Annotated in this window: 23 protein-coding genes and 3 tRNA genes; 13 read left to right on the top strand and 13 right to left on the bottom strand. The window is 58.6% G+C overall.

What is annotated here, in order from left to right; all coding sequences use genetic code 11:
• Positions 1-11: 11 nt before the first annotated feature.
• Genes K4O48_RS10455 through K4O48_RS10445 form a run of 3 tightly spaced genes read right to left on the bottom strand, consistent with a single transcriptional unit; the run spans position 12 to position 1499 of the window.
• On the bottom strand, positions 12-338 hold the full coding sequence (locus tag K4O48_RS10455; protein WP_222908168.1) for a YnfA family protein: 327 nt from the start codon (positions 336-338) through the stop codon (positions 12-14).
• 55 nt (positions 339-393) lie between these two features.
• On the bottom strand, positions 394-1125 hold the full coding sequence (gene arsH / locus K4O48_RS10450) for an arsenical resistance protein ArsH (protein WP_222908167.1): 732 nt from the start codon (positions 1123-1125) through the stop codon (positions 394-396).
• A 17-nt stretch (positions 1126-1142) separates the two neighbouring features.
• A complete protein-coding gene (locus K4O48_RS10445; RefSeq protein WP_222908166.1) occupies positions 1143-1499 on the bottom strand; it encodes a metalloregulator ArsR/SmtB family transcription factor in 357 nt (118 codons plus the stop codon).
• A 188-nt stretch (positions 1500-1687) separates the two neighbouring features.
• Here K4O48_RS10445 and arsB point away from each other — a divergent pair, with 188 nt between their 5' ends.
• Positions 1688-2767, top strand: a complete 1080-nt coding sequence (arsB, locus tag K4O48_RS10440; protein WP_222908165.1) for an ACR3 family arsenite efflux transporter — start codon at positions 1688-1690, stop codon at positions 2765-2767.
• A 7-nt stretch (positions 2768-2774) separates the two neighbouring features.
• Here arsB and K4O48_RS10435 read toward each other — a convergent pair whose 3' ends face one another.
• Positions 2775-3362 carry a hypothetical protein gene (locus tag K4O48_RS10435; RefSeq protein ID WP_260523608.1) on the bottom strand — a complete coding sequence of 196 codons (588 nt, stop codon included), beginning with the start codon at positions 3360-3362 and terminating at the stop codon, positions 2775-2777.
• Positions 3363-3720: 358 nt separating this feature from the next.
• On the opposite strand from K4O48_RS10435, the gene uvrY reads away from it, so the two are divergent.
• The 6 genes from uvrY (at position 3721) to K4O48_RS10405 (ending at position 7402) form a co-directional block, all read left to right on the top strand.
• Entirely contained in the window at positions 3721-4365 is a 645-nt protein-coding gene (uvrY, locus tag K4O48_RS10430; RefSeq protein WP_222908163.1) for a UvrY/SirA/GacA family response regulator transcription factor, read from the top strand.
• Complete coding sequence (gene uvrC / locus K4O48_RS10425) at positions 4365-6185, top strand: excinuclease ABC subunit UvrC (RefSeq protein ID WP_409518897.1); 1821 nt, start codon at positions 4365-4367, stop codon at positions 6183-6185. Before uvrY ends, uvrC begins: the two co-directional genes overlap by 1 nt.
• Before the next feature lie 34 nt (positions 6186-6219).
• Entirely contained in the window at positions 6220-6777 is a 558-nt protein-coding gene (pgsA, locus tag K4O48_RS10420; protein ID WP_222908162.1) for a CDP-diacylglycerol--glycerol-3-phosphate 3-phosphatidyltransferase, read from the top strand.
• 69 nt (positions 6778-6846) lie between these two features.
• A tRNA-Gly gene (locus K4O48_RS10415) sits at positions 6847-6922 on the top strand.
• Positions 6923-6965: 43 nt separating this feature from the next.
• Positions 6966-7039, top strand: a tRNA-Cys gene (locus K4O48_RS10410).
• Between the two features lie 168 nt (positions 7040-7207).
• Positions 7208-7402 (top strand): PLD nuclease N-terminal domain-containing protein, encoded by a 195-nt coding sequence (locus K4O48_RS10405; protein ID WP_222908161.1) that lies wholly within the window; start codon positions 7208-7210, stop codon positions 7400-7402.
• A gap of 46 nt (positions 7403-7448) precedes the next feature.
• Here the strand turns inward: K4O48_RS10405 and K4O48_RS10400 are convergent, their stop codons facing one another.
• Positions 7449-8453: a LacI family DNA-binding transcriptional regulator gene (locus K4O48_RS10400; protein WP_222908160.1), complete on the bottom strand. Its 1005-nt coding sequence runs from the start codon at positions 8451-8453 to the stop codon at positions 7449-7451.
• 216 nt (positions 8454-8669) lie between these two features.
• Between K4O48_RS10400 and K4O48_RS10395 the strand changes: the two genes are divergently transcribed.
• Genes K4O48_RS10395 through K4O48_RS10385 form a run of 3 tightly spaced genes read left to right on the top strand, consistent with a single transcriptional unit; the run spans position 8670 to position 12199 of the window.
• Entirely contained in the window at positions 8670-9836 is a 1167-nt protein-coding gene (locus K4O48_RS10395) for a Gfo/Idh/MocA family protein (protein WP_222908159.1), read from the top strand.
• A 34-nt stretch (positions 9837-9870) separates the two neighbouring features.
• Positions 9871-10917, top strand: a complete 1047-nt coding sequence (locus K4O48_RS10390) for a sugar phosphate isomerase/epimerase family protein (RefSeq protein WP_222912063.1) — start codon at positions 9871-9873, stop codon at positions 10915-10917.
• A gap of 43 nt (positions 10918-10960) precedes the next feature.
• Entirely contained in the window at positions 10961-12199 is a 1239-nt protein-coding gene (locus tag K4O48_RS10385; RefSeq protein ID WP_222908158.1) for a nucleoside permease, read from the top strand.
• A gap of 182 nt (positions 12200-12381) precedes the next feature.
• On the opposite strand, the gene K4O48_RS10380 is transcribed toward K4O48_RS10385, so the two are convergent.
• Positions 12382-12468 (bottom strand) — tRNA-Leu (locus tag K4O48_RS10380).
• A 210-nt stretch (positions 12469-12678) separates the two neighbouring features.
• Between K4O48_RS10380 and K4O48_RS10375 the strand changes: the two genes are divergently transcribed.
• Complete coding sequence (locus tag K4O48_RS10375; protein WP_260523606.1) at positions 12679-12960, top strand: hypothetical protein; 282 nt, start codon at positions 12679-12681, stop codon at positions 12958-12960.
• A gap of 224 nt (positions 12961-13184) precedes the next feature.
• On the top strand, positions 13185-13445 hold the full coding sequence (locus K4O48_RS10370) for a hypothetical protein (protein WP_222908157.1): 261 nt from the start codon (positions 13185-13187) through the stop codon (positions 13443-13445).
• 28 nt (positions 13446-13473) lie between these two features.
• On the opposite strand, the gene K4O48_RS10365 is transcribed toward K4O48_RS10370, so the two are convergent.
• On the bottom strand, positions 13474-13713 hold the full coding sequence (locus K4O48_RS10365; protein ID WP_222908156.1) for a hypothetical protein: 240 nt from the start codon (positions 13711-13713) through the stop codon (positions 13474-13476).
• Positions 13714-13884: 171 nt separating this feature from the next.
• Between K4O48_RS10365 and K4O48_RS10360 the strand changes: the two genes are divergently transcribed.
• A complete protein-coding gene (locus K4O48_RS10360; RefSeq protein WP_222908155.1) occupies positions 13885-14637 on the top strand; it encodes a FadR/GntR family transcriptional regulator in 753 nt (250 codons plus the stop codon).
• A gap of 173 nt (positions 14638-14810) precedes the next feature.
• On the opposite strand, the gene K4O48_RS10355 is transcribed toward K4O48_RS10360, so the two are convergent.
• The 6 genes from K4O48_RS10355 to K4O48_RS10330 all read right to left on the bottom strand — a co-directional run bounded on the left by K4O48_RS10355 (position 14811) and on the right by K4O48_RS10330 (position 20575).
• A complete protein-coding gene (locus tag K4O48_RS10355; protein WP_222908154.1) occupies positions 14811-15779 on the bottom strand; it encodes an EamA family transporter in 969 nt (322 codons plus the stop codon).
• A gap of 101 nt (positions 15780-15880) precedes the next feature.
• The gene (locus K4O48_RS10350; protein ID WP_222908153.1) at positions 15881-17161 is read right to left on the bottom strand and encodes a TRAP transporter large permease; all 1281 of its coding nucleotides are present in this window, start codon (positions 17159-17161) and stop codon (positions 15881-15883) included.
• A complete protein-coding gene (locus K4O48_RS10345) occupies positions 17162-17689 on the bottom strand; it encodes a TRAP transporter small permease (protein ID WP_222908152.1) in 528 nt (175 codons plus the stop codon).
• Positions 17690-17752: 63 nt separating this feature from the next.
• Positions 17753-18727 (bottom strand): TRAP transporter substrate-binding protein, encoded by a 975-nt coding sequence (locus K4O48_RS10340; RefSeq protein WP_222908151.1) that lies wholly within the window; start codon positions 18725-18727, stop codon positions 17753-17755.
• A gap of 86 nt (positions 18728-18813) precedes the next feature.
• Positions 18814-19713, bottom strand: coding sequence for an SMP-30/gluconolactonase/LRE family protein (locus tag K4O48_RS10335; protein ID WP_222908150.1), 900 nt, complete (start codon positions 19711-19713; stop codon positions 18814-18816).
• Between the two features lie 40 nt (positions 19714-19753).
• Positions 19754-20575, bottom strand: coding sequence for an NAD-dependent epimerase/dehydratase family protein (locus tag K4O48_RS10330; RefSeq protein ID WP_222908149.1), 822 nt, complete (start codon positions 20573-20575; stop codon positions 19754-19756).
• Positions 20576-20806 lie beyond the last annotated feature (231 nt).

Below are 20806 nucleotides of genomic sequence, written 5' to 3'. Positions count from 1 at the left end.
AAAGAGATGTGTCAGCCGTGACGCGGCGCGAACATGATGATGGCCATGCCGAGCAGTGCGACCGCCGAACCTAGTAGGTCCCAGCCGGTTGGCCGAATCTTGTCCACCAGCCACAACCAAAGAATTGCGGTGCCGATGTAAACGCCGCCATAGGCGGCGTAAACGCGCCCGGCAGCGGTCGGGTGAAGCGACAGTAGCCAGGCAAACAACCCCAGTGACAGTGCGGCCGGCACCAGCAGCCAGATGCTCTTGCCCTGGCGAAGCCACAGGTAAGGTAGATAGCAACCGACGATTTCCGCGACGGCGGTCAGAGCGAAAAGGGCGAACGTCTTGATCACAGTGCTTCCTGTAGGCGGGTTCGCCGGTCGAGTGAGGTCGTGGTTGCCAGGTTGATTAGATGGAGCGCTGGTTGACCCGTCGCGACAATGCCTCGGCGCTTTCCTTTCGCTCTGAGTAGCGGTCGACGAGGTAGTCCTGACGGCCACGCAACAGCAGCGTGAATTTCATCAGCTCTTCCATGACATCAACCAGTCGGTCGTAGAACGCGGAGGGTTTCATCCTGCCGTCGCCGTCGAACTCGAGGAAAGCCTTGGGCACCGAGGACTGGTTGGGGATGGTGAACATGCGCATCCAGCGTCCCAGCACGCGCAGCTGGTTAACCACGTTGAACGACTGCGAGCCGCCACAAACCTGCATCACGGCCAGCGTCTTGCCTTGTGTCGGACGAACGGCCCCGAGCGCGAGGGGGACCCAGTCGATCTGCGCCTTGAACACCGCACTCATGGAGCCGTGCCGCTCCGGAGAGCACCAGACCTGCCCCTCGGACCAGGTCATCAGCTCACGCAGCTCTTTGACCTTCGGATGAGTATCCGGCGCGTCATCCGGCAGCGGCAGGCCGGACGGATAGAAAATACGCGTCTCGGCGCCTAGTCGCTGTAGCAGGCGTGACGCTTCCTCGACCATCAGGCGGCTGAACGATTGCTCTCGGTTTGAGCCGAAGAGCAGCAGAATCCGCGGGGGGTGAGACAACTCAACTGGATTGCCAAGTCGCTCCAGGTCGGGCAGGGCGAACAAATCGTCTTCGACGTTTGGCACGTCGGTCAGAGGTAAATCACGATTGGTCATGAAAGATCCTTAGTCATTCAGCCGCATACAGCGCTGCGTTCTGGCCGGTTGCGCATGGCATCCAGCCGCTGGCTGTTGCACGCCAGCCAGTGTTTGTTGGCGTCGAGAATGGTTTGCAAAATTTGATGCACCCAATCGGGTAGGTGCGGGTGGAGGCGGTAGTAGACCCACTGTCCCTGGCGCCGGTCCGCCAACAGCCCGCAACTGCGAAGTTGCGCCAGATGCCGGGACACTTTGGGCTGGATCTCATCCAGAGCGCAGGTCAGCTCGCAGACACAGAGTTCACCTTCGCGAGCAATGAGGAGCGTCACGCGTGCACGGGTCTCGTCTGCCAGGCATTTGAAGACGGTGGTAGGCGTCAGGTGCGTGATCATCGAGTTTGGTCCATCGGTAGATATGCTTTCCCGAATATATTGTTTGGCGCATATCCGGTAAAGCATCATTCTGGAAATTCATTTCATTCTGATGAATGACCGCGCCCCACTTGAACGCTGCTTTACGCTTCAGCGCATATGAATTAGCGTATGTGCACGTCGTGCCTCGCTCAGGATAGGGTTCTGGAATGTCTAGTCAATGTGAAGTCGCCGGCAAGAAAGCCGCAGGCGCACCCCTCGGTTTCTTCGAGCGCTATCTGACGCTTTGGGTGTTTCTATGCATCGCCGCCGGAACGCTGATTGGGCTCTATGCACCCGCGGCCGCTCACGCCGTGGGCGCGCTGGAAGTCGCACACGTGAACATCCCGGTCGGATTGCTGATCTGGGTAATGATTATCCCGATGCTGATGAAGATCGACTTTTCTTCGCTGCGAGAGGTGTATGCCCAGAGAGCGAGTATGGGCATCACGCTGTTCGTTAACTGGGCGGTGAAACCCTTCACCATGGCGCTGCTTGGCTGGTTCTTCATCAAGCATGTGTTCGCCCCGTGGCTACCCGCAACGGAGCTGGACAGCTACATGGCGGGACTGATTCTTCTCGGTGCAGCGCCATGCACCGCAATGGTCTTTGTGTGGAGCAACCTCTGCAACGGCAACGCGAACTTTACCCTCACGCAGGTAGCGCTGAATGACGTCGTCATGGTGTTCGCCTTCGCTCCGATCGTCGCGTTGTTGCTCGGCGTCTCGTCCATCCCGGTGCCGTGGGACACGCTGCTGCTGTCGGTGCTGATGTACATCGTCATACCGCTCGCCATCGCTCAATTCATCCGCGCCAGGCTTATGCGCGATGGCGCGGCGGCTTTCCAGGCAGCACTCAGCCGAAGCGCTCCGTTTTCCATCGTGGCGCTGCTGGCAACGCTGGTTCTACTGTTTTCGTTTCAGGGCGAGGCCATCGTCCAGCAGCCGCTGATCATTGCCATGCTGGCGGTACCGATACTGCTGCAGACGTTGTTCATCGCCGGCCTTGGTTACTGGTTGAATCGCAAGTGGCACGTGCGCCATGACGTCGCCGGCCCGTCGGCCATGATCGGTGCTTCGAATTTCTTTGAGCTAGCAGTGGCGGTCGCGATAGTGCTGTACGGTTTCAACTCCGGCGCGGCGCTTGCGACGGTCGTCGGAGTCTTGATCGAGGTGCCGGTCATGCTCTGGCTGGTTCGCACGATCAACCGTAGCCGTGGGTGGTACGACGGAGCTCTGCCACGGGTGTGACTCTGGCCTAACCGCCCTGAAAACTGAGCAGCAGAATCGAATAGCCAATCGCGCCGAGCAGGAACGCACCGAACCGGCTTTTACGTTCCTCCGGAAGCTCCTCTTTGAGCACGTTCAGGATGATCGAGCCGCCAACGAATGCTGTTAATGCCGACACGGCGAGCTCGGACACTTCAGTAATGGCACCTAAGCCCCAGCCCGCCAAGGGCATCAGGGCGAGCAGCCAACGACCGCGATGTCGAAACAGATCCTTATGATCGCTTTGAAGAGCAAAGTCATTGACCAGAAAATGCAGCGCCATCGCCACGCAATAAAGGATCAATGAAGTGAGATTGTCGTTCTCACCGTGCATCAGCAGATAGCCGATCAGGCCGTTATAGATCGCGAACGCGGCAATGTGTAGCCAGAACACACCCGCATGGGACTCGGCGTGCTCCGGGAGTTCGCGTCGGTGTTTTTTGATCAGCCGTTCCAGCCCATAAAACGCAGCAAGGCCCAGCAGCGCGAGCAGATACGCGTGGTGTTCCAGATAGCTGAGGACAGGAATTTCACTGCCGTCCATCACCTCCTGCCCACGGGCCAGTTCCGGCAGCAAATGGACGAATACGTAGGCCACTGAGACGCCGCCAGCCATCGAAAGCCAGCGACTGCGAGGCAGGCGATTCAGTTTGCGCAGCCGCCCTGCGAAGAGGTGGACTGCAGCTAACGTAAGGGCTGCGACGAGGCTTGCAAACAAAAGCGATACCGGCGGCTAGGGGCTATGGTTAGTAAAGAGTCGGACTGATATGGCTGCCTTTGCGTTCCCGCAGAGGCGGAATATGGGGTTGTCGTATGCTGTCATCTGGCCATCGTGCGATGTATGGTCTGGGTATGCCGGCAAGAATTTTGGTAGAGTTCGCCGCTTATGAAGCGAGCAGCCAGCCAGCTTTGAATTGTACGAAAGAGGTGTCTGCTTGATTAGGGTGCTGGTAGTTGATGACCACGATCTAGTTCGCACAGGCATTTCCCGAATGCTCGCCGACATCGATGGCCTCCAGGTGATCGGCCAGGCGGAATCCGGCGAAGCCGCGATCAAGAAGTCGCGCGAGCTGAAGCCTGACGTTGTGCTAATGGACGTCAAAATGCCGGGGATCGGTGGCCTTGAAGCCACCCGGAAGCTCTTGCGCAGCCACCCGGATATCAAGGTCATTGCCGTCACAATCTGTGAGGAAGACCCGTTCCCGACCCGCCTCTTGCAGGCTGGGGCAGCGGGATACCTGACCAAGGGCGCGGCCCTCGAAGAAATGATTCAAGCGATTCGCATGGTCTTTGCGGGTCAGCGTTACATCAGCCCTCAGATCGCTCAGCAACTGGCGCTCAAATCGTTCCAGCCGAAGCTCAATGGGTCTCCGTTTGATCTGCTGTCCGAGCGCGAAATACAGATCGCCTTGATGATCGCGAACTGTCAGAAGGTCCAGACCATCTCTGACAAGCTTTGCCTGTCGCCGAAGACGGTAAACACCTATCGCTACCGCATATACGAGAAGCTCTCAGTCAGCAGTGACGTCGAGCTGGCATTGCTTGCCGTCCGTCACGGCATGGTTGATACCATCAACTGATGAGTGGCTTCGATTCGTCTGCATTCCTGGCTTCGTGCAGCGGGCGCCCTGGCGTCTACCGGATGTTCGATGCCGAGGCCAAACTGCTCTACGTCGGCAAGGCCAAGAACCTCAAAAAACGGCTCGCAAGTTACTTTCGCAAGACTGGGCAAGCACCGAAGACGGCCGCGCTTGTGGCCAAGATCGCCCAGGTCGAAACCACGATCACGGCAAATGAAACCGAGGCGCTGCTGCTTGAACAGACACTGATCAAACAGTGGCGCCCGCCGTATAACATTCTGCTACGCGACGATAAGTCGTACCCCTACGTATTCCTCTCGAGCGGGGAGTTCCCCCGGCTCAGCATTCACCGAGGCGCGAAGAAAGAACCGGGTCGCTATTTCGGTCCGTACCCTAGCGCGGGGGCGATCCGCGAGAGCCTGAGCCTGCTACAGAAGGCATTCTTTGTCCGCCAGTGTGAAGACAGTTATTACCGCAACCGCACCCGGCCGTGCCTGCAATATCAGATCAAGCGCTGCAAGGCGCCATGTGTGAACCTAGTTGATCCCGAGGAATACGCCGAAGACGTCCGCCACTCGGTGATGTTTCTTGAGGGGCGCAGCAATGCGCTGTCCGAAGAGCTCTCGAAGAACATGGAGAAGGCTGCGATGGCGCTTGATTTCGAGCGCGCCGCGGAGATACGCGATCAAATCGGCATACTGCGTCGAGTGCAAGATCAGCAGAGCATGGAAGGCGGCAGCGGCAATATCGATATTGTCGCGGCTGTCGTGAGCCCGGGTGGCGCCTGTGTGCATCTGATCAGCGTGCGCGCCGGGCGAGTGTTGGGCAGTAAGAATTTCTTCCCGCAAGTGGCCATTGAGGAGAGCGTAAGCGATGTCTTGCAGGCGTTTCTCGAACAGTATTACCTCAGCTCAATGGAGCGGGATCTTCCCGCTGAACTCATCGTCAATGCGGTTCACGAAGATTTCGAAACACTGATCAGCGCCGTTGCCGAATTACGTGACGTCGAGCTGATCATCACGCATCGTGTTCGCGGGACCCGCGCGCGCTGGCAGCAACTGGCGCTGACCAATGCGGAACAGGCACTCGGTGCGCGTCTGGCGAGCCGTCAGCATTTGGCGGCACGTTTCCAGGCCTTGGCCGAGGCACTGGATCTCGACGAGTCACCGACACGGCTCGAATGCTTCGACATCAGCCACTCCAGCGGCGAGGCTACGGTCGCCTCCTGTGTCGTGTTTGGCCCTGAAGGCCCGCTCAAGTCCGATTACCGGCGCTACAACATCGAAGGTGTCACTGCGGGTGATGACTATGCCGCTATGCACCAGGCACTCTCGCGTCGCTTCAAGAAAGCTGCCGAAGGGGAGGGCAAGCTGCCGGACATCCTGCTGGTGGATGGCGGCAAAGGGCAGCTGAATATGGCTCGTGAGGTACTGCAAGAGCTTGCCGTACCGGACTTGATACTGCTGGGCGTGGCCAAGGGCGTTACCCGCAAGCCGGGCCTGGAGACGCTCTATCTCAATGATGCTGCCCATGAGTTCACGCTGCCGGGTGATTCTCCTGCGCTCCACCTGATACAGCAGGTCCGCGACGAAGCTCACCGTTTCGCCATCACAGGCCACCGAGCGCGGCGTGGTAAAGCTCGAATGACCTCGTCGCTGGAAGGCGTGCCCGGCATCGGACCGAAGCGCCGCCGCGAACTGCTCAAGCATTTTGGTGGTCTTCAAGAACTGTGCCGCGCCAGCCTCGATGAGATTGCTAAAGCGCCGGGCATCAGTAAAAAGCTTGCCGAGTCGATTTATGCCACTCTGCACAGTGAGTAGAATCACCTTCTAAATTCGCGGATCAGTGGTATCGATGAACATTCCAAACATTCTCACCGTGCTGCGTGTACTGCTGATACCGATCATCATCCTGTTGTTCTACCTTCCTTTCCAATGGAGCTATCTGGCCGCTAGCGCGGTGTTTGCCATCGCTGCGCTTACCGACTGGCTGGATGGCTACCTTGCCCGCAAACTGCAGCAAAGCACGCCCTTCGGGGCTTTCCTCGATCCGGTAGCGGACAAGCTGATGGTGGCGGTGGCGTTAGTGCTACTGGTGGAAGAGCATTCAAACCTGTGGCTCACGTTACCGGCTGCGATCATCATCGGCAGGGAAATCGTGGTGTCCGCATTGCGCGAGTGGATGGCGGAATTGGGCGCGCGCGCGCAGGTGGCAGTGTCCAATCTGGGTAAGTGGAAAACCGCGGCGCAGATGGTGGCGCTTATCATATTGCTGGCCAATCCGCCGCTGGCGACTGTCTGGGTCGGGCTTGGCTATGCCCTGTTGATCGTCGCAGCAGGGCTGACGCTGTGGTCCATGGTCAATTACCTGATGGCCGCCTGGCCCCACCTCAGTCCTACGGAAAAGAAATAAAAACTTTTTTAATCAAGGGCTTGACGGGGCGTACTGAAACTATAAAATGGCGCCCGTCACCAAGACGATGCGGGAATAGCTCAGTTGGTAGAGCACGACCTTGCCAAGGTCGGGGTCGCGAGTTCGAGTCTCGTTTCCCGCTCCAGTTTGTTGACGATGACGCCGCGGTAAGCGGCGTCTTCGTTTGAGGCCGGTTGGCAGAGTGGTTATGCAGCGGATTGCAAATCCGTGTACGCCGGTTCGATTCCGACATCGGCCTCCATTAAATAAGAAAACCGCAAACGCAAGCTTGCGGTTTTTTTATGCCTGCAATTTAGCAATCAACTATGTGTTCGGTGTCTTGCGGTTGAAATCGCCGTTCGCCCGCCAGAGTGAACTGACTCACGAGCCGCGCAGCCTCAATAGGGTCGATTCCATTTAGGAGCACTGAATGTCGGACGTCATGAGTTATCTGGCGATTGCGGTCGCTGTGGCAGTTATTGCGCTGGATCTGCTGGCGATCATCAGCGTGTTCAAAAGCGATAGAACCGTCGGATCGAAAGCGCTGTGGGCTTTGGGTATTGCCTTGTTTCCCATCCTGGGTCTTGTGTTCTGGCTTATCGTCGGCTTGCGGGGTAGGCGCTAAGTCTAAGTGTCGAGCGGTCCTGCCTAAGCGCTGTTCGGCCTCTGGTTCACTTCGCAACGGCAGCCGTGCTGCCTCGCACGACCAGCCGATGAGGCAGGACCAGGTGCGTCGCCTCCAGTGGCTGGCGCTCGAACTGGGCTACCAGCATCTCGACTGCGTGGCGCCCGAATGCTTCGGCCGGCTGGGCGATTGTCGTCAGCGGTGGATCGCAAAATGCCGCAAAGGGGATGTCGTCGAAGCCGGCAACGGATATGTCCTGCGGTACACGCAGGCCGGTCTCGCGGATACGCTTGATCGCGCCGATAGCCATTTCATCATTTTCACAGAAAATTGCAGTGGGTCGATCAGGCCTATCAAGCAGCTGGCCGGCCGCATCGTAACCAGCCTGCAGGGTGAAGTTACCCCGGCAGAGAAGCGTCGGGTCTGAGGCTATTCCAGCCGCTCTCAACGCATCTTCGTAACCGGCGATGCGCTCCCGGGTCAGCGGGCTGCCTTGGGGGCCTTTGATCAGCCCGATCCGACGATGCTCCAAGGCAATCAGATGCTCGGTCATCTCGCGAGCCGCTGCGCGATTATCGAGGCTCACCGTAGGGCAGGGTGGGACATCCAGAACTTCGCAGGCGTTGACCATTGGCGGCATGCAAGAGCTATCAGGTCCCGCATCGCTGAACGGGTTGAATGCGCGTAGCTGAATCACTCCGTCAGCCTGATGGGCGCGCACTAGCTCGGCGTAGGCGATCTCCACCTCTTCGCGCCCGAGCGTGTCGCATAACAGCACGCGATAGTCGAATGCCTGCGCGGCTTCCTGGATACCGCTGATTACCCGAGCGAAGAACACATTGGCTATCACCGGGACCAAGACCACCAAATTCCGGGTCTTGCGAGAGCGGAACTGCACCGCCATAAGGTTGGGGCGGTAGCCCGCCTGCTCGACTGCGGCAAGCACGCGATCCCGTGTCAGCGGGGACACGCGCTCCGGCATTTTCAACGTTCGCGATACCGTGGCCACCGACACGCCTGCCAGCTCGGCCACTTTGCGTATGTTTGACATAGATCCTCGGTTCAAATCATTCACGCAGCTCATTCCGCCTAGCCTAACCCAGCGAAGCGGGCGCGGTAGCAATCCCACGGCACATGCTCACTGATGTGGTTTCTTCACCATTGGCGTAGTCGATGTCTATTAACGCCTTGCCCGTGGCTTGACACCTCAGAAAGCACTGCTAGGTTGAATCGATGTAACCGGTTACATAGATTTTCAGGAGTAGTTATGGATTTGCGAGCGGCAACAAAAGCGAGGGTACGGGCAGGCCTTGTCGGTGGCGGCGAAGGAGCGTTCATCGGGCAGGTGCATTTTCAGGCCATGCGCCTGGATGGACGCTTCGAACTCGTTTGTGGCGCATTCAGCCGCAACCCGGAAAACAACAGGCGAACAGCTTCTGCACTGCACCTCGACCTGGAACGCTGCTATGACTCCTGGGAACAACTGCTGGCCGGCGAGGCTGCGCGGCCCTGCGATGAACGTCTGGAGTTGCTCGTCATCGTTACGCCGAATCACCTCCACGCGCCCATCGCCAAGGCTGCGCTTGAGTCCGGCTTTCATGTGTTCTCGGAAAAGCCGGCCGCACTGTCGCTCGCCGACACCCACGACCTTGCTGTGTCCCTAGCCAGGAGTGCTTGCCAGTACGGGCTGGCGCATACCTACCAGGGTTATCCGATGGTCTGGCAGGCGCAGCACATGGTGGCAACGGGTGCGCTCGGACGACTACGGAAAATCTACGTCGAGTATCCGCAAGGCTGGCTAAGCGAAGATCAGGCCGGGCAGGGCAACAAGCAGGCTGCCTGGCGTGGCGATCCATCAGTGGCCGGGCCGAGTGGTTGCATGGGTGACATCGGCGTGCACGCGTTCAACCTTGCAGAGTTCGTCAGTGGGCAACGGATCAGCCAGCTGTGCGCGGACCTCGGTGTGCATGTCGAGGGCCGTCAGCTCGATGACGACGGCGCCGTGCTGTTTCGCACCGATGCCGGTGCAAGCGGCGTGTTGATTGCCAGCCAGATCTGCAGTGGAGAAGAAAACGCGTTGACCTTGCGCCTGTACGGCGAGCGTGGCGGCCTCGAATGGCGGCAGCAGGATCCGGGCTCACTGCATTACCGCAGGGTCGATGGGCCAATTCAGACGCTGCGAGCTGGCACTGATCAATCCTGGCTATGCAAAGCAGCCTTGAAGCGCATCCGTCTGCCCGCAGGGCATCCAGAGGGTTACATCGAAGCAATGGCCAATCTCTACACCGATCTGGCTTCAAGTATCCGTGATGGGCATCCATCGACTATTCCCGGTATTGATGCCGGGCTTCGGGGCATGTCTTTCATCGAAACGGTCCTTGCGAGCCACCGCAGCGACAGCAAGTGGATCTCTTTCATCGCACCCGAACGGTAGGGCTCATATGCGCCAATCCTCACAATCTAGCGGCATGCGCGGCCCAGCCATATTTCTCGCGCAATTCCTCGGCGGCGAGCCTCCCTTCGACACGTTGCCCAACCTTGCCCGATGGGCCGCGTCGCTCGGGTATCGGGGCGTGCAACTTCCAACGCTCGGTGGGCAGTGCCTGGACTTGAAACAAGCCGCCGAAAGCCAGACCTACTGTGATGAGCTCGCCGGCATCTGCGCAGACGCCGGCGTGCAGATCAGCGAGCTCTCCACGCACCTGCAAGGCCAACTGGTGGCTGTGCATCCGGCTTTCGACGATTTGTTCGATGATTTTGCGCCAGCAGAGCTGCGTGGCAGGCCTGCGGCCCGGACGGAATGGGCCATGGATCAATTACGTCTTGCAGCGAAGGCTAGCCAGCGGCTGGGGCTCACTGCACATGCAACCTTTTCCGGCGCGCTGCTGTGGCCGTATCTCTACCCCTGGCCCCAGCGACCCAAAGGGTTGATCGGAGAAGGCTTTGCGGAGCTTGCGCGTCGGTGGCGGCCGATTCTGGATGCGTTCGACGATGCAGGCGTTGACCTCTGCTTCGAGATTCACCCAGGTGAGGATCTTCATGACGGGGCTTCGTTCGAGCGCTTTCTCGAGGCTGTAGGCCAGCATTCCAGAGCGAAGATCCTTTACGACCCCAGTCATCTCTTGCTGCAGCAACTCGACTACCTCGGCTTTATCGACCGTTATCACGAGCGCATCGGGATGTTTCACGTCAAGGATGCGGAGTTCCGAGCAGATGCGCGCTCCGGCGTTTATGGCGGTTACCAGGACTGGATCGAGCGTCCTGGCCGCTTTCGTTCGCTGGGAGACGGCCAAGTCGATTTCAAACAGATCTTCAGCAAGCTGACCCAGTACGGCTACGACGGCTGGGCCGTGCTGGAGTGGGAGTGCTGCCTGAAGGATGGCGCACAAGGAGCAGAGGAGGGCGCTCGCTTCATCGAGCAGCATCTGATCACTCGCGCGACGCGAGCGTTCGACGACTTCGCCGGGGTTGGTAGCAGTGCCTCGAGAAACCGCCGGCTGCTAGGGCTCGAATAAGCACCTGCCGGCAAAAACGCGTGCATAAAATAAGGACAAGATCATGAGCACACTCAACGTACGGCTGAGCCTGATGATGTTTTTGCAGTTCTTCATCTGGGGCGGATGGTTCGTCACCCTCGGCACTTTTCTGGCCAATAACCTGGGCGCAAACGGCAGTCAGATAGGGATGGCGTTCTCCACTCAGTCCTGGGGCGCGATCCTGGCCCCGTTTGTGATTGGGCTGGTGGCTGACCGCTACTTCAATGCTGAACGCTTGCTGGCGATCCTCCATCTGGTCGGGGCAGTCCTGCTGTTCCAGCTTTACCGGGCGAGTGATTTCGCCGCTTTTTATCCTTATGTGCTGGGCTACATGATCATCTACATGCCGACTCTGGCGCTGGTGAACGCTGTAGCGTTTCGGCAGATGCGTGACCCAGGACAGGAGTTCGCCAGGATTCGGGTGTGGGGCACGGTAGGTTGGATTGTTGCCGGGCTGGTCATCAGCTTTCTGTTCGGCTGGGATGCTCAGCAGGCCATCGCCGCTGGAGCACTGAAAAACACCTTTCTGATGTGCGCTATCGCCTCTGCGCTACTTGGCTTCTACAGTTTCAGCCTGCCGAGCACGCCGCCGCTGGCCAGGCGCGGCCAGGGCGGAATCAAAGAGATGCTCGGGCTCGATGCACTCAAGCTGTTGAAAGACCGCAGCTTCGCGATCTTCTTTCTAGCCTCCGTGCTGATCTGTATTCCGTTGGCCTTCTACTATCAGAACGCGAATCCCTTCCTCGCCGAAATCGGCGTCGATAACCCGACTGGAAAAATGACCCTAGGACAGATCTCGGAAGTGCTGTTCATGCTGCTACTGCCGTTGTTCATCCAGCGCTTCGGCATCAAGAAAACGCTGTTGATAGGCATGCTTGCCTGGTCACTTCGATACGCCATGTTCGCCTATGGCAATAATGGTGATCTGCTGTTCATGCTGGTGGCGGGTATCGCACTGCATGGCATCTGCTATGACTTCTTCTTCGTCTCCGGGCAGATATATACCGACGCCAAGGCGGGCGAGACCTTTAAAGGCTCCGCGCAGGGGCTCATCACCTTGGCAACCTATGGCGTGGGCATGCTGATCGGGTTCTGGGTGGCCGGTAAAGTCACCGACCACTTTGCAACGGCCGACGCACATGACTGGCAAAGCATCTGGCTCTTCCCAGCTGTGTTTGCGCTCGGCGTGCTGCTGACGTTCCTGGTCGCCTTTCGGGAGCAGCGCCCAGTCAAGCTTCCGGCATCGGCGAAGGTTGCGTAAGCAGGCGTTCGGAGTGCAGACAGGATTGCAATGAGCGAGGCGGGTCGTTCAAACAGCTCGCGCTCGTGCGATGCGCGGAGATCTGATTGCCGTTGCGCGATCACTGCAGAAATGATCGTCAGGATCAATCAGATGAAGCAAGCGTCTAGCCCGCACGGATGGCGACAGCGCTTGCTGGATACTGGTGCCCGGAGCGGGAATCGAACCCGCATACCCTTTCGGATGAGGGATTTTAAGTCCCTTGCGTCTACCAATTTCGCCATCCGGGCCTGGATGATCGCGCGACGTGTAGTCGCGGCGCAGGACTATAACGAGCGGCTGGGCAGGGTGCAACTCTGAGCGTGGTTGCTTTGGCGTACCGGCGCGATTTATTTGCTGACACTCCATCGTGATTCGGTTCAGGACTAGTGGCTGCTTTTGCTCTGAACGTCGAAGCGGACTCAGCCTCTCATATACAAGACCAACGAGCGGAGGCGGTTATGACTACCCTGCACCGAAATGATGGACTGTCGAGCGATCAGCAAAATCTGAGTAGCGGCGCTGATGCGAACGATGATGGAATCCTCGTCCCTGGATCGCCGCCGCCGCTGGGTACGGAGCGCACCGACGTGAATCCTGGCGATGAGGCGGGCGTCGACGAATTGCCTCGCAACGATGGTGAGGTGCCGCTGGATTCCGATGATGATGCAGCGCTTGATGAAGATGTGCCCGATATCGATGTCGACAATGCCGAGCTCGATGACGCGCCCAATCCACGCTGACAGCCGGCCATTAAAAAGCCCCGCACGAGGCGGGGCTATAGGCGTTGTGTCTGTCGTTCCGTAGTCCCTGATGCCGACGTCTGCCGGCTGGTCCATTCGAGCATCCTGTCTCGTTGCGCGTCCTGCGCTACTGGAGAGAATCATATTCAGATCGCGGGTCCGTAGGAATGGACGAAACCCACCAGAAAGCGTCAGCCATAGCCTACAAACTCCGAGGCGTTTATATGCAGATTGATTTCAAGCCGGTTCTGCTGGTCATCGCTACCGGACTCATTGGCGGTTGCTCAAGCTTCGAATCCGTTCCGCCACCGGAGGGTGAAGATGAGTACGTCTTTGCCTGCGCCAAGGCCGCAGGACAATCGGAATGCGAAGCACGGGCAGCGTCTGTCTGTCCGGACGGGTTCGAGACATTGAGCAGTGAGGAAAATTTCGAGCGAAAGGAACTGCGGATCAGGTGTTCAGAAGTCGCCGACAGCGCTCGTTGATCAAGACGCTGCCGGGGGAGACGCTGGCTCAGCTATCCAACAACTCCTGAGCTTCGCCGAGAACCTTGAGCGAGCCTTCATGATCGCCCGCGTTGTGTAGCTTCTCGCCTTCCTCACGTAGTGATTTGACCCGGGTCAGAATCGCCGGATCGGCTGGCGGATTAGACTCCAGCTGCTCATCGATCTTGGCCATGTCCATTGGGCAGTGCATGGCCCAGAGGGGGGTGCTTACAACAGCTGCAGCGAGAAATAGCATTGTGCGGCGCATGATGTCAGTCTCCTGATGAATGGCTAGGTCCAATGCAGTATAGAACCCACCGAAATTCAGCAGCGTTTTCGGACATAAGGTCGGCTAGTCAATATACGGTGGTCGGATAGTTATCGTACAACTACTCGGCTATGATACGGGTTACTTCGCTTCAATGAGATCGATGTATCTATGGAAAACCAGAGCGCCCAGCCACGCGTCCGCAGAAAGCACCGGAGTCTCGCGCAGGAGCTGGTAACGGAGCTGTCGCAGCAAATACGTGATGGCCACATCAAGCGTGGCGACAAGCTGCCAACCGAGTCGGCGATCATGCAGGCCCAGGGTGTGAGCCGTACGGTCGTCAGAGAGGCGATTTCGAGGCTGCAGGCATCTGGCCTGGTAGAGACGCGCCATGGCATCGGCACCTTCGTGCTCGATACGCCGAGCACAACCGGTTTGCGCATCGATCCGGCGACCATTGGCACGCTGCGTGACGTGTTGTCCATTCTCGAGTTGCGCATCAGTCTTGAGGTCGAATCGGCTGGTTTGGCATCGATCCGCCGGACACCGGAGCAGTTAGCGGCCATGCGTGCGTTTCTGGATTCGCTGCAGCAGAGTGCTGCGCTGTCCAGCGAAGCGGCCGTGTCCGATTTTCAGTTTCACCTGCAGATTGCTGAGGCAACGGGCAATCGATATTTCACCGACATCATGAATCACCTGGGCACGGCAATCATCCCGCGTAGCCGGCTCAATTCGGCACGTCTGGCTCATGATGATCAGCCTCATTATCAGCAACGCCTGGGTCGCGAACACGAGCAGATCTACGATGCCATTGCCCGGCAGGATGCAGAATCGGCGCGGGCGGCGATGCGTTTGCACCTGACTAACAGCCGCGAGCGGTTGCGCCAGGCGCATGAGGAAGCTGAGACGGATAAGACCAGCTAACTGGCGCTACAGCTAGAGCGCCCGGCGGCGCAGACGCTCAATAGGAAGATTTCCCCAGGCGGAGCGGGTTCTTTCGTCAACCTGCTTCGAGCTCCGATGGTTCGCCCCTTCCAGACCAGCGCCGCGACATGAAACCGCGTCACCCGACGCGGCTTGCGATCAACTGAACCCCACTAACGCGCGGCTTTTTTTGCACCGCCTGTCGAGACTGCTGGTTCTTCAGTTTTACGGTACGTCAGCATGACGATGCCGAAGATGACGATCACCCCGCCCATTATCTGACCGGCTGCAAGCATCTGGTCGAGCACCAACCAGCCCATTATCAAGGTGGCCAAAGGTTCGATATTCATCACCGGCGCATTGCGAGGCATGTTCAGGCGCGGCACTGAAACAAACAGTGTGATAAATCCGATGCCGTAAAGCGCCACCAAAACGGCCAGTGCGATCCATCCCGTGTCGCTCTGCGGCAATGAGAGCCCGCCGGGCAGGAGCCCGCTAACGCCCGCAAGGTTGGCACTGCTGAACACCACCAGCATGGTCAGCATGCTGCGCACCGACCCGCGCACCTGTGAGAGCTTATGGTCGGTAATCCACAATGCCGTTGCGAAAACGCTGGCGGCGCAGAACGCAAGCGCTACGCCGATCACCCATTCCGGCCCGACGTCCTCACTGGACGAAAGACGTTCCGGGACTTCCAATACAAAGAACAGCCCAACCAGTATCAGGCCCATCAGCATTGCGGTGCGGGCAGTGGGTCGTGCGCCACCCAGCGCCCAGGTCAGCAGCGCCAGAAGGATAGGGAAGACGTTTGCGACCAGCAGCGCGAGCGCGACCGGGATCCGGGCCACGGCGGAATACAAACAAATACTTTGCGCCGCGATCAACAGGCCCAACAACAGCTGCCAGCGCCAGGCGCCAGGCGCCAAACGAATACTCTGTCTTTGCCAGAACACCAGCCCCGCCAGCACGATCAGCGTGCCGCCAGAGCGCAACAGGATAGCCAGGAGCACGCCCGCGCCGTCATCGAAGGCGACGCGAGCAGCCACATGGTTGCCGGCAAAGGCACAGCCGAGGCAGACAAGTATCAGCACCGCGATATGACGCGGGAACAGGGCAGGTGAGTCGGAGCTGGTAGTGGACATGGCGTTAGTTCTGTTCCGAAAAAAATCAACGCCAGCCTGCGGGCTGGCGCAATGAGAAAATGAAAAAAGACCCGACCCAGAAAGGGCTGGGTGATAGTGCGTTACAGCACCATGCTCGGCAACCATAGGGAAATGGCAGGGATGTAGGTCACGGCCATCAGCACCGCGAGCAGCGCGCAGTAAAAGGGCAGCAAGGCCTTTACCGTGTTTTCAATCGTGACCTTGCCAATGGCGGCACCGACGAACAGCACCGCGCCAACCGGTGGTGTAATCAGGCCGATTCCCAGGTTAACCAGCATGATCATGCCGAAATGCACCGGGTCGACGCCGATATCCGTAATCACCGGCAGCAAAATCGGCGTGAGGATAAGGATCAATGGCGCCATGTCCATCAGCGTGCCGAGTGCCAACAACATGATGTTGATGCACATCAGAATCACGTAGCGATTGTCCGACAGGGTCAGGAATAGCCCAGTGATCTTCGATGGGATCTGCATCAGCGTCATGATGTAACCGAAGGCGCCGGCGAACGCGATCAGGATCATCACGATCGACAGTGTCCGCACGGTGCGGTGCAGCAACTTGGGCAGATCGCGCCATTTATAGTCGCGGTAAATAAACATGGTCACGAAGAACGCCCAGACCACGGCGATCGAAGCCGATTCGGTTGCCGTGAAGATGCCGCTGAGAATACCGCCCAGGATGATCACCATGGTGAACAGGCCCCAGAGTGCGTCGACGCAAATCTTCAGTGCCTGGCGCAGCGGGATAACCTCACCCTTCGGATAGTTGCGCTTGCGGGCGAACAACAGGCACATGCTCATCATCACCGCGCTCAGTAGCAGCCCAGGTCCAATGCCGGCAATGAACAATGATGCAATGGAAACGGTGCCACCTGCCGCCAGCGAGTAAAGCACTGAGTTGTGGCTGGGTGGTGTCAACAACGCCTGCACCGAACCGCTCACGGTCACGGCGGTGGAAAACTCGCGCGGGTAGCCCTTGCGTTCCATTTCTGGAATCAGCACGGAGCCGACCGAGGCGGTATCGGCCAGCGACGAGCCGGAAATCGCACCGAAGAACGTCGAGGCCATGATATTGACTAGCGACAGTCCACCTCGCACGAAGCCGACCAGCACGCTGGCGAACGCTACCAGCCGGCGAGACATACCGCCTTCGGCCATGATGGCGCCCGCCAGCACGAAGAAGGGAATGGCCAGCAAGGAGAATTTGTTGATGCCGCCTGCAATCTGGATCATCACCGCGTGAAGGGGGATGTCGATGTACCAAGCGCCTGCCAGCGCTGCCAGGCCCAGCGAATAAGCGACGGGGACGCGCAGCAAAATCAGAACGAGGAAGCTGCCTATCAGTATGAACGAATCCATTTAGAGAGTTTCCTTGCTGTCTTCAAAGAGCTCGAAATTGACCGAGCGGCGATGGCGTTGATCGCCGAACAAGAGCTTTTCAACAATGAAGATCAGGCTCAGGAAGCCGCCGATGGCAATAGGTGAGTAAGCGATGCCCACGCGTAGCGTTGGCAGGGTGCTCATGTATTGATTCCAAGTAGCAATGCAAAGCTTGATCCCCCAAATCAGCATGAACAGGCAGATCAGAGCCATCAGGAACTGGACTAGGAGGTCAACGTAACGCTGCCATGAAGCGGGCATGCGATCCGTCAGGGTCGTGACCGCCATATGCGCGCCCGCCCGATAGCTGGCTGCCGCGCCGACAAAGGTAAAAATGGCCATTAGCAGTATTGCCACCGGTTCCGGCCAGCCGGCACCACTTCGCAACACATAGCGGGCGAAGATGCCCCATGGAATGATCAGGGCCATCGCCGTGATCGACAGACCGGCAACCCAGATGCAACTCAGGTAAATCAGGTCATTGAGGCGTAGTAAGGAATTTTTCATGAGACTTCACCGCGAGCACGACGCCGGCTGCGCGCCAGCGTCGTGAAGTTCTTGAACGACCTGTTACTGGACGGCTTCGATACGCTTGATCAGGTCGGCGTAAGCGGCGCCATACTTCTCGCGCACCGGGGCGGTGGCATCGTAGAACGGCTTCTTGTCGACCTCGATGAACTCCACGCCGGCGGCTTTGAGCTTTTCTTCGCTGCTGGCTGATTTCTCATCCCAAAGCTTGCGCTCTTCCTGCTGCGCCTCTTTGGCGAAGGTCTTCACCATTTCCTGTTGCTCCGGGGTGAGCTTGTTCCATGCCGTCTTGGACATGACGATAGGCTCGGGAAGGATCAGGTGACCGGTCAGGGTGTAGTGCTTGGCATTGCGGAAATGGTTGTGCTCGAGCATGGTCGGCGGGTTGTTCTCGGCACCGTCGATCACGCCGGTCTGCAGGGCGCTGAAGATTTCGCCGGTGTCCATTGCCACACCCTGAGCGCCCATGGCGTTCAGCGTATCGATAAACAGCGGGTTTCCGATCACTCGGATCTTCATGCCCTTAAGGTCTTCGATGCTGCGTACCGGCTCCTTGGTATAGAGGTTGCGCACACCGCCGTCCATCCACGCCAGTCCGACCATGTCGAATTCGGAGTCAGTGATCTTATCGAGAAGCTCCTGGCCAATTTCACCATCGATGACCTTGCGCATGTGTTCATGGTCACGGAACACGAACGGCATGTTGAAGACGTTGACGTCCGAAACCACCGGGCCGAGCGTGCCAAGGCTGACACGTGTCATTTGTACCGCACCGATTTGTAGCTGTTCGACGACCTCTTTTTCCGAGCCCAGCACGCCCCCGGAAAACATCCGGTACTTCAGTTCACCATCGGTTGCTTTATCGAGTTTATTGCCGAGATTTTCCATGGCGACGACCGTGGGATACCCGGCAGGATGAACCTCGGCCATTTTCAGCGTTGTAGCGGCTTGCGCGAGGCCCGGCAGGCAGAAGGCAAGGGGAAGTGCAGCGATGAGCAACTTGCGTTTGAAGTTCATGTGGATCTCCATCTTGTTTTTGTTGGATTGCAGCGTTGCGAACGTCAAGGCCGGGCAACTGCGAGCCTGTCCTTGTTGGTGAAGCGTTAGCGGAAGCGCGTTTCCTCCAGCCCGGCGACGCCGGGTTGCAGGGCGAACACGCCACCAGCGAGCGGCTGGTCGGAGAGGTCGCCGCCTGGGCGGATGGACGTTACGAACAAGGTGTCTAGACCGGCGCCACCGAAGGCGCACATGGCCGGTTTCTTCACAGGCACTTCCAACGAGCGGTCCAGGCGGCCGTCCGGCGTGAATCGATGAATCAGCCCGGCGTCGTTGCCGCAGATCCAGTAGCAGCCGTCGACGTCAACCGCGGCGCCATCGGGACGGCCGGGATGCTGGTTCATGTCGACGAACAGGCGGCGATTGCTTGGTGTGCCGCTGTCTACGTCGTAATCGAATGCCCAGATCAGCTGCACGCTGGGGTGCGAGTCCGAGAGGTACATGGTGCGTCCGTCAGGGCTGAAACCCAGGCCGTTGGGCACTATGAAGTCGTTCAATTGCGGCGCCAGTGCTTCGTTACTGGAGGAGGCGTCGTAGCGATACAGCGCTCCTGACGGAATCCCGGCGGCCATGTCCAGGGCCATGGTGCCTGCCCAGAAACGCCCTTGACGATCGCAGCGACCATCGTTGAAACGCATGTTGGGGTTGCCATGCTTGACGCCAGTGAGTCGGGTTGTTTGAAGCGTGCCGTCATCCTGTGGCACAACATCGAAGACGCCGTCTTCCATGCCTGCCACCCAGCGATTGGGAGAGCCCTCGCGGCGTGCGATGCAGGCGATCATCTGGTCGCCCGTCCAGCGAGTGACCGAGGCATCCGCGGCCTTCCAGCGAAGCAGCTGGCGGTTAGGGATATCGACCCAGTAGAGCGCCTGCTCAGAGGCTACCCAGACCGGGCTTTCACCGGTTGCGTTCCGCGCGTCGACTATCAGTTCTGCTTTGTTTGCCATGGCGATTCTCTTCTTTTTGTTCGCGGCGTGGCGGGCGTGGTCAATCGTCGAACGGACCGGCTTCGCAGAAGGCACCGCCCTGATAGATCAGCGCGGGATCGTTTGGCTCGTAGGGTGGTTGCTGTTCAATCTTCTCGCGGAACACTTCGGAACTGTCCTGCGGCTCGAACCCAAGGTGCGCGGCCATGTGGTTATCCCACCAGGCGTCACGATTAGCGGATGCGCCGTATACGACGGTATGCCCGACATTCGGAGTGAAGAGCGAGCGCTCGATGAGCGTGGTCAGATCGCGATAGCTGAGATAGGTCGCCATCATTCGGCGGTTGAGCGGTTCGGGGAAGGACGAGCCGATACGGATGCTCACGGTCTCGATGCCGTAACGATCGAAATAGAAGCTGGCCATGTCTTCGCCGTATGACTTGGACAGCCCGTAATAGCTGTCAGGACGACGAGCGACGCCCGCATCAATTGTTTCGGTCTGCTTGTAGAAGCCGATAACATGATTGGAGCTGGCGAAGATGATGCGCTTGATGCCGTGTTTCCGAGCGGCTTCATAGATGTGAAACACGCCCTTGATGTTGGCTTCGAGGATTTCCTCGAACGGGCGCTCCACTGAAACGCCACCAAAATGCGCGATCGCATCGACGCCTTCGCACAAGGCATGCACGGCGGCTTTGTCAGAGAGGTCGCAGGGCATCACTTCTTCGTTCGGGCCGGCGGGATCCATCGAGGCGATGTCAGAAAGGCGGATGATGCTGGCGTATGGGCGAAGCGTTTCGCGTAACACCTTGCCTAATCCTCCTGCCGCGCCTGTCAGCAGGAGGCGGTTGAAGGGTGTCGGCGTGGTCGTCGTGCTTGTCATGATCAGTCTGCCCGTAGCTTTTTGTTTTTTGATGTCATCGGTTGTCAGATGACTTGGTTCGATTATTTGCGCCGCCCTGCGATTTTGTCAACCTGCCGTGTAAATCTTCCGCCGGATGTAGCCGCGACCAATGGAACCCTCGTTATTACTAGCGGTACGATCCGCAACAGCCGCCTTTAGCGGCTCTGCGAACAAGTGCGAACGATGCCTGGCACAACGCTAGCTGCCTGG

This window comes from Pseudomonas sp. DNDY-54, assembly GCF_019880365.1.
Lineage (GTDB): Bacteria > Pseudomonadota > Gammaproteobacteria > Pseudomonadales > Pseudomonadaceae > Stutzerimonas > Stutzerimonas stutzeri_P.
This window is presented reverse-complemented; position numbering and strand designations above follow the sequence as displayed.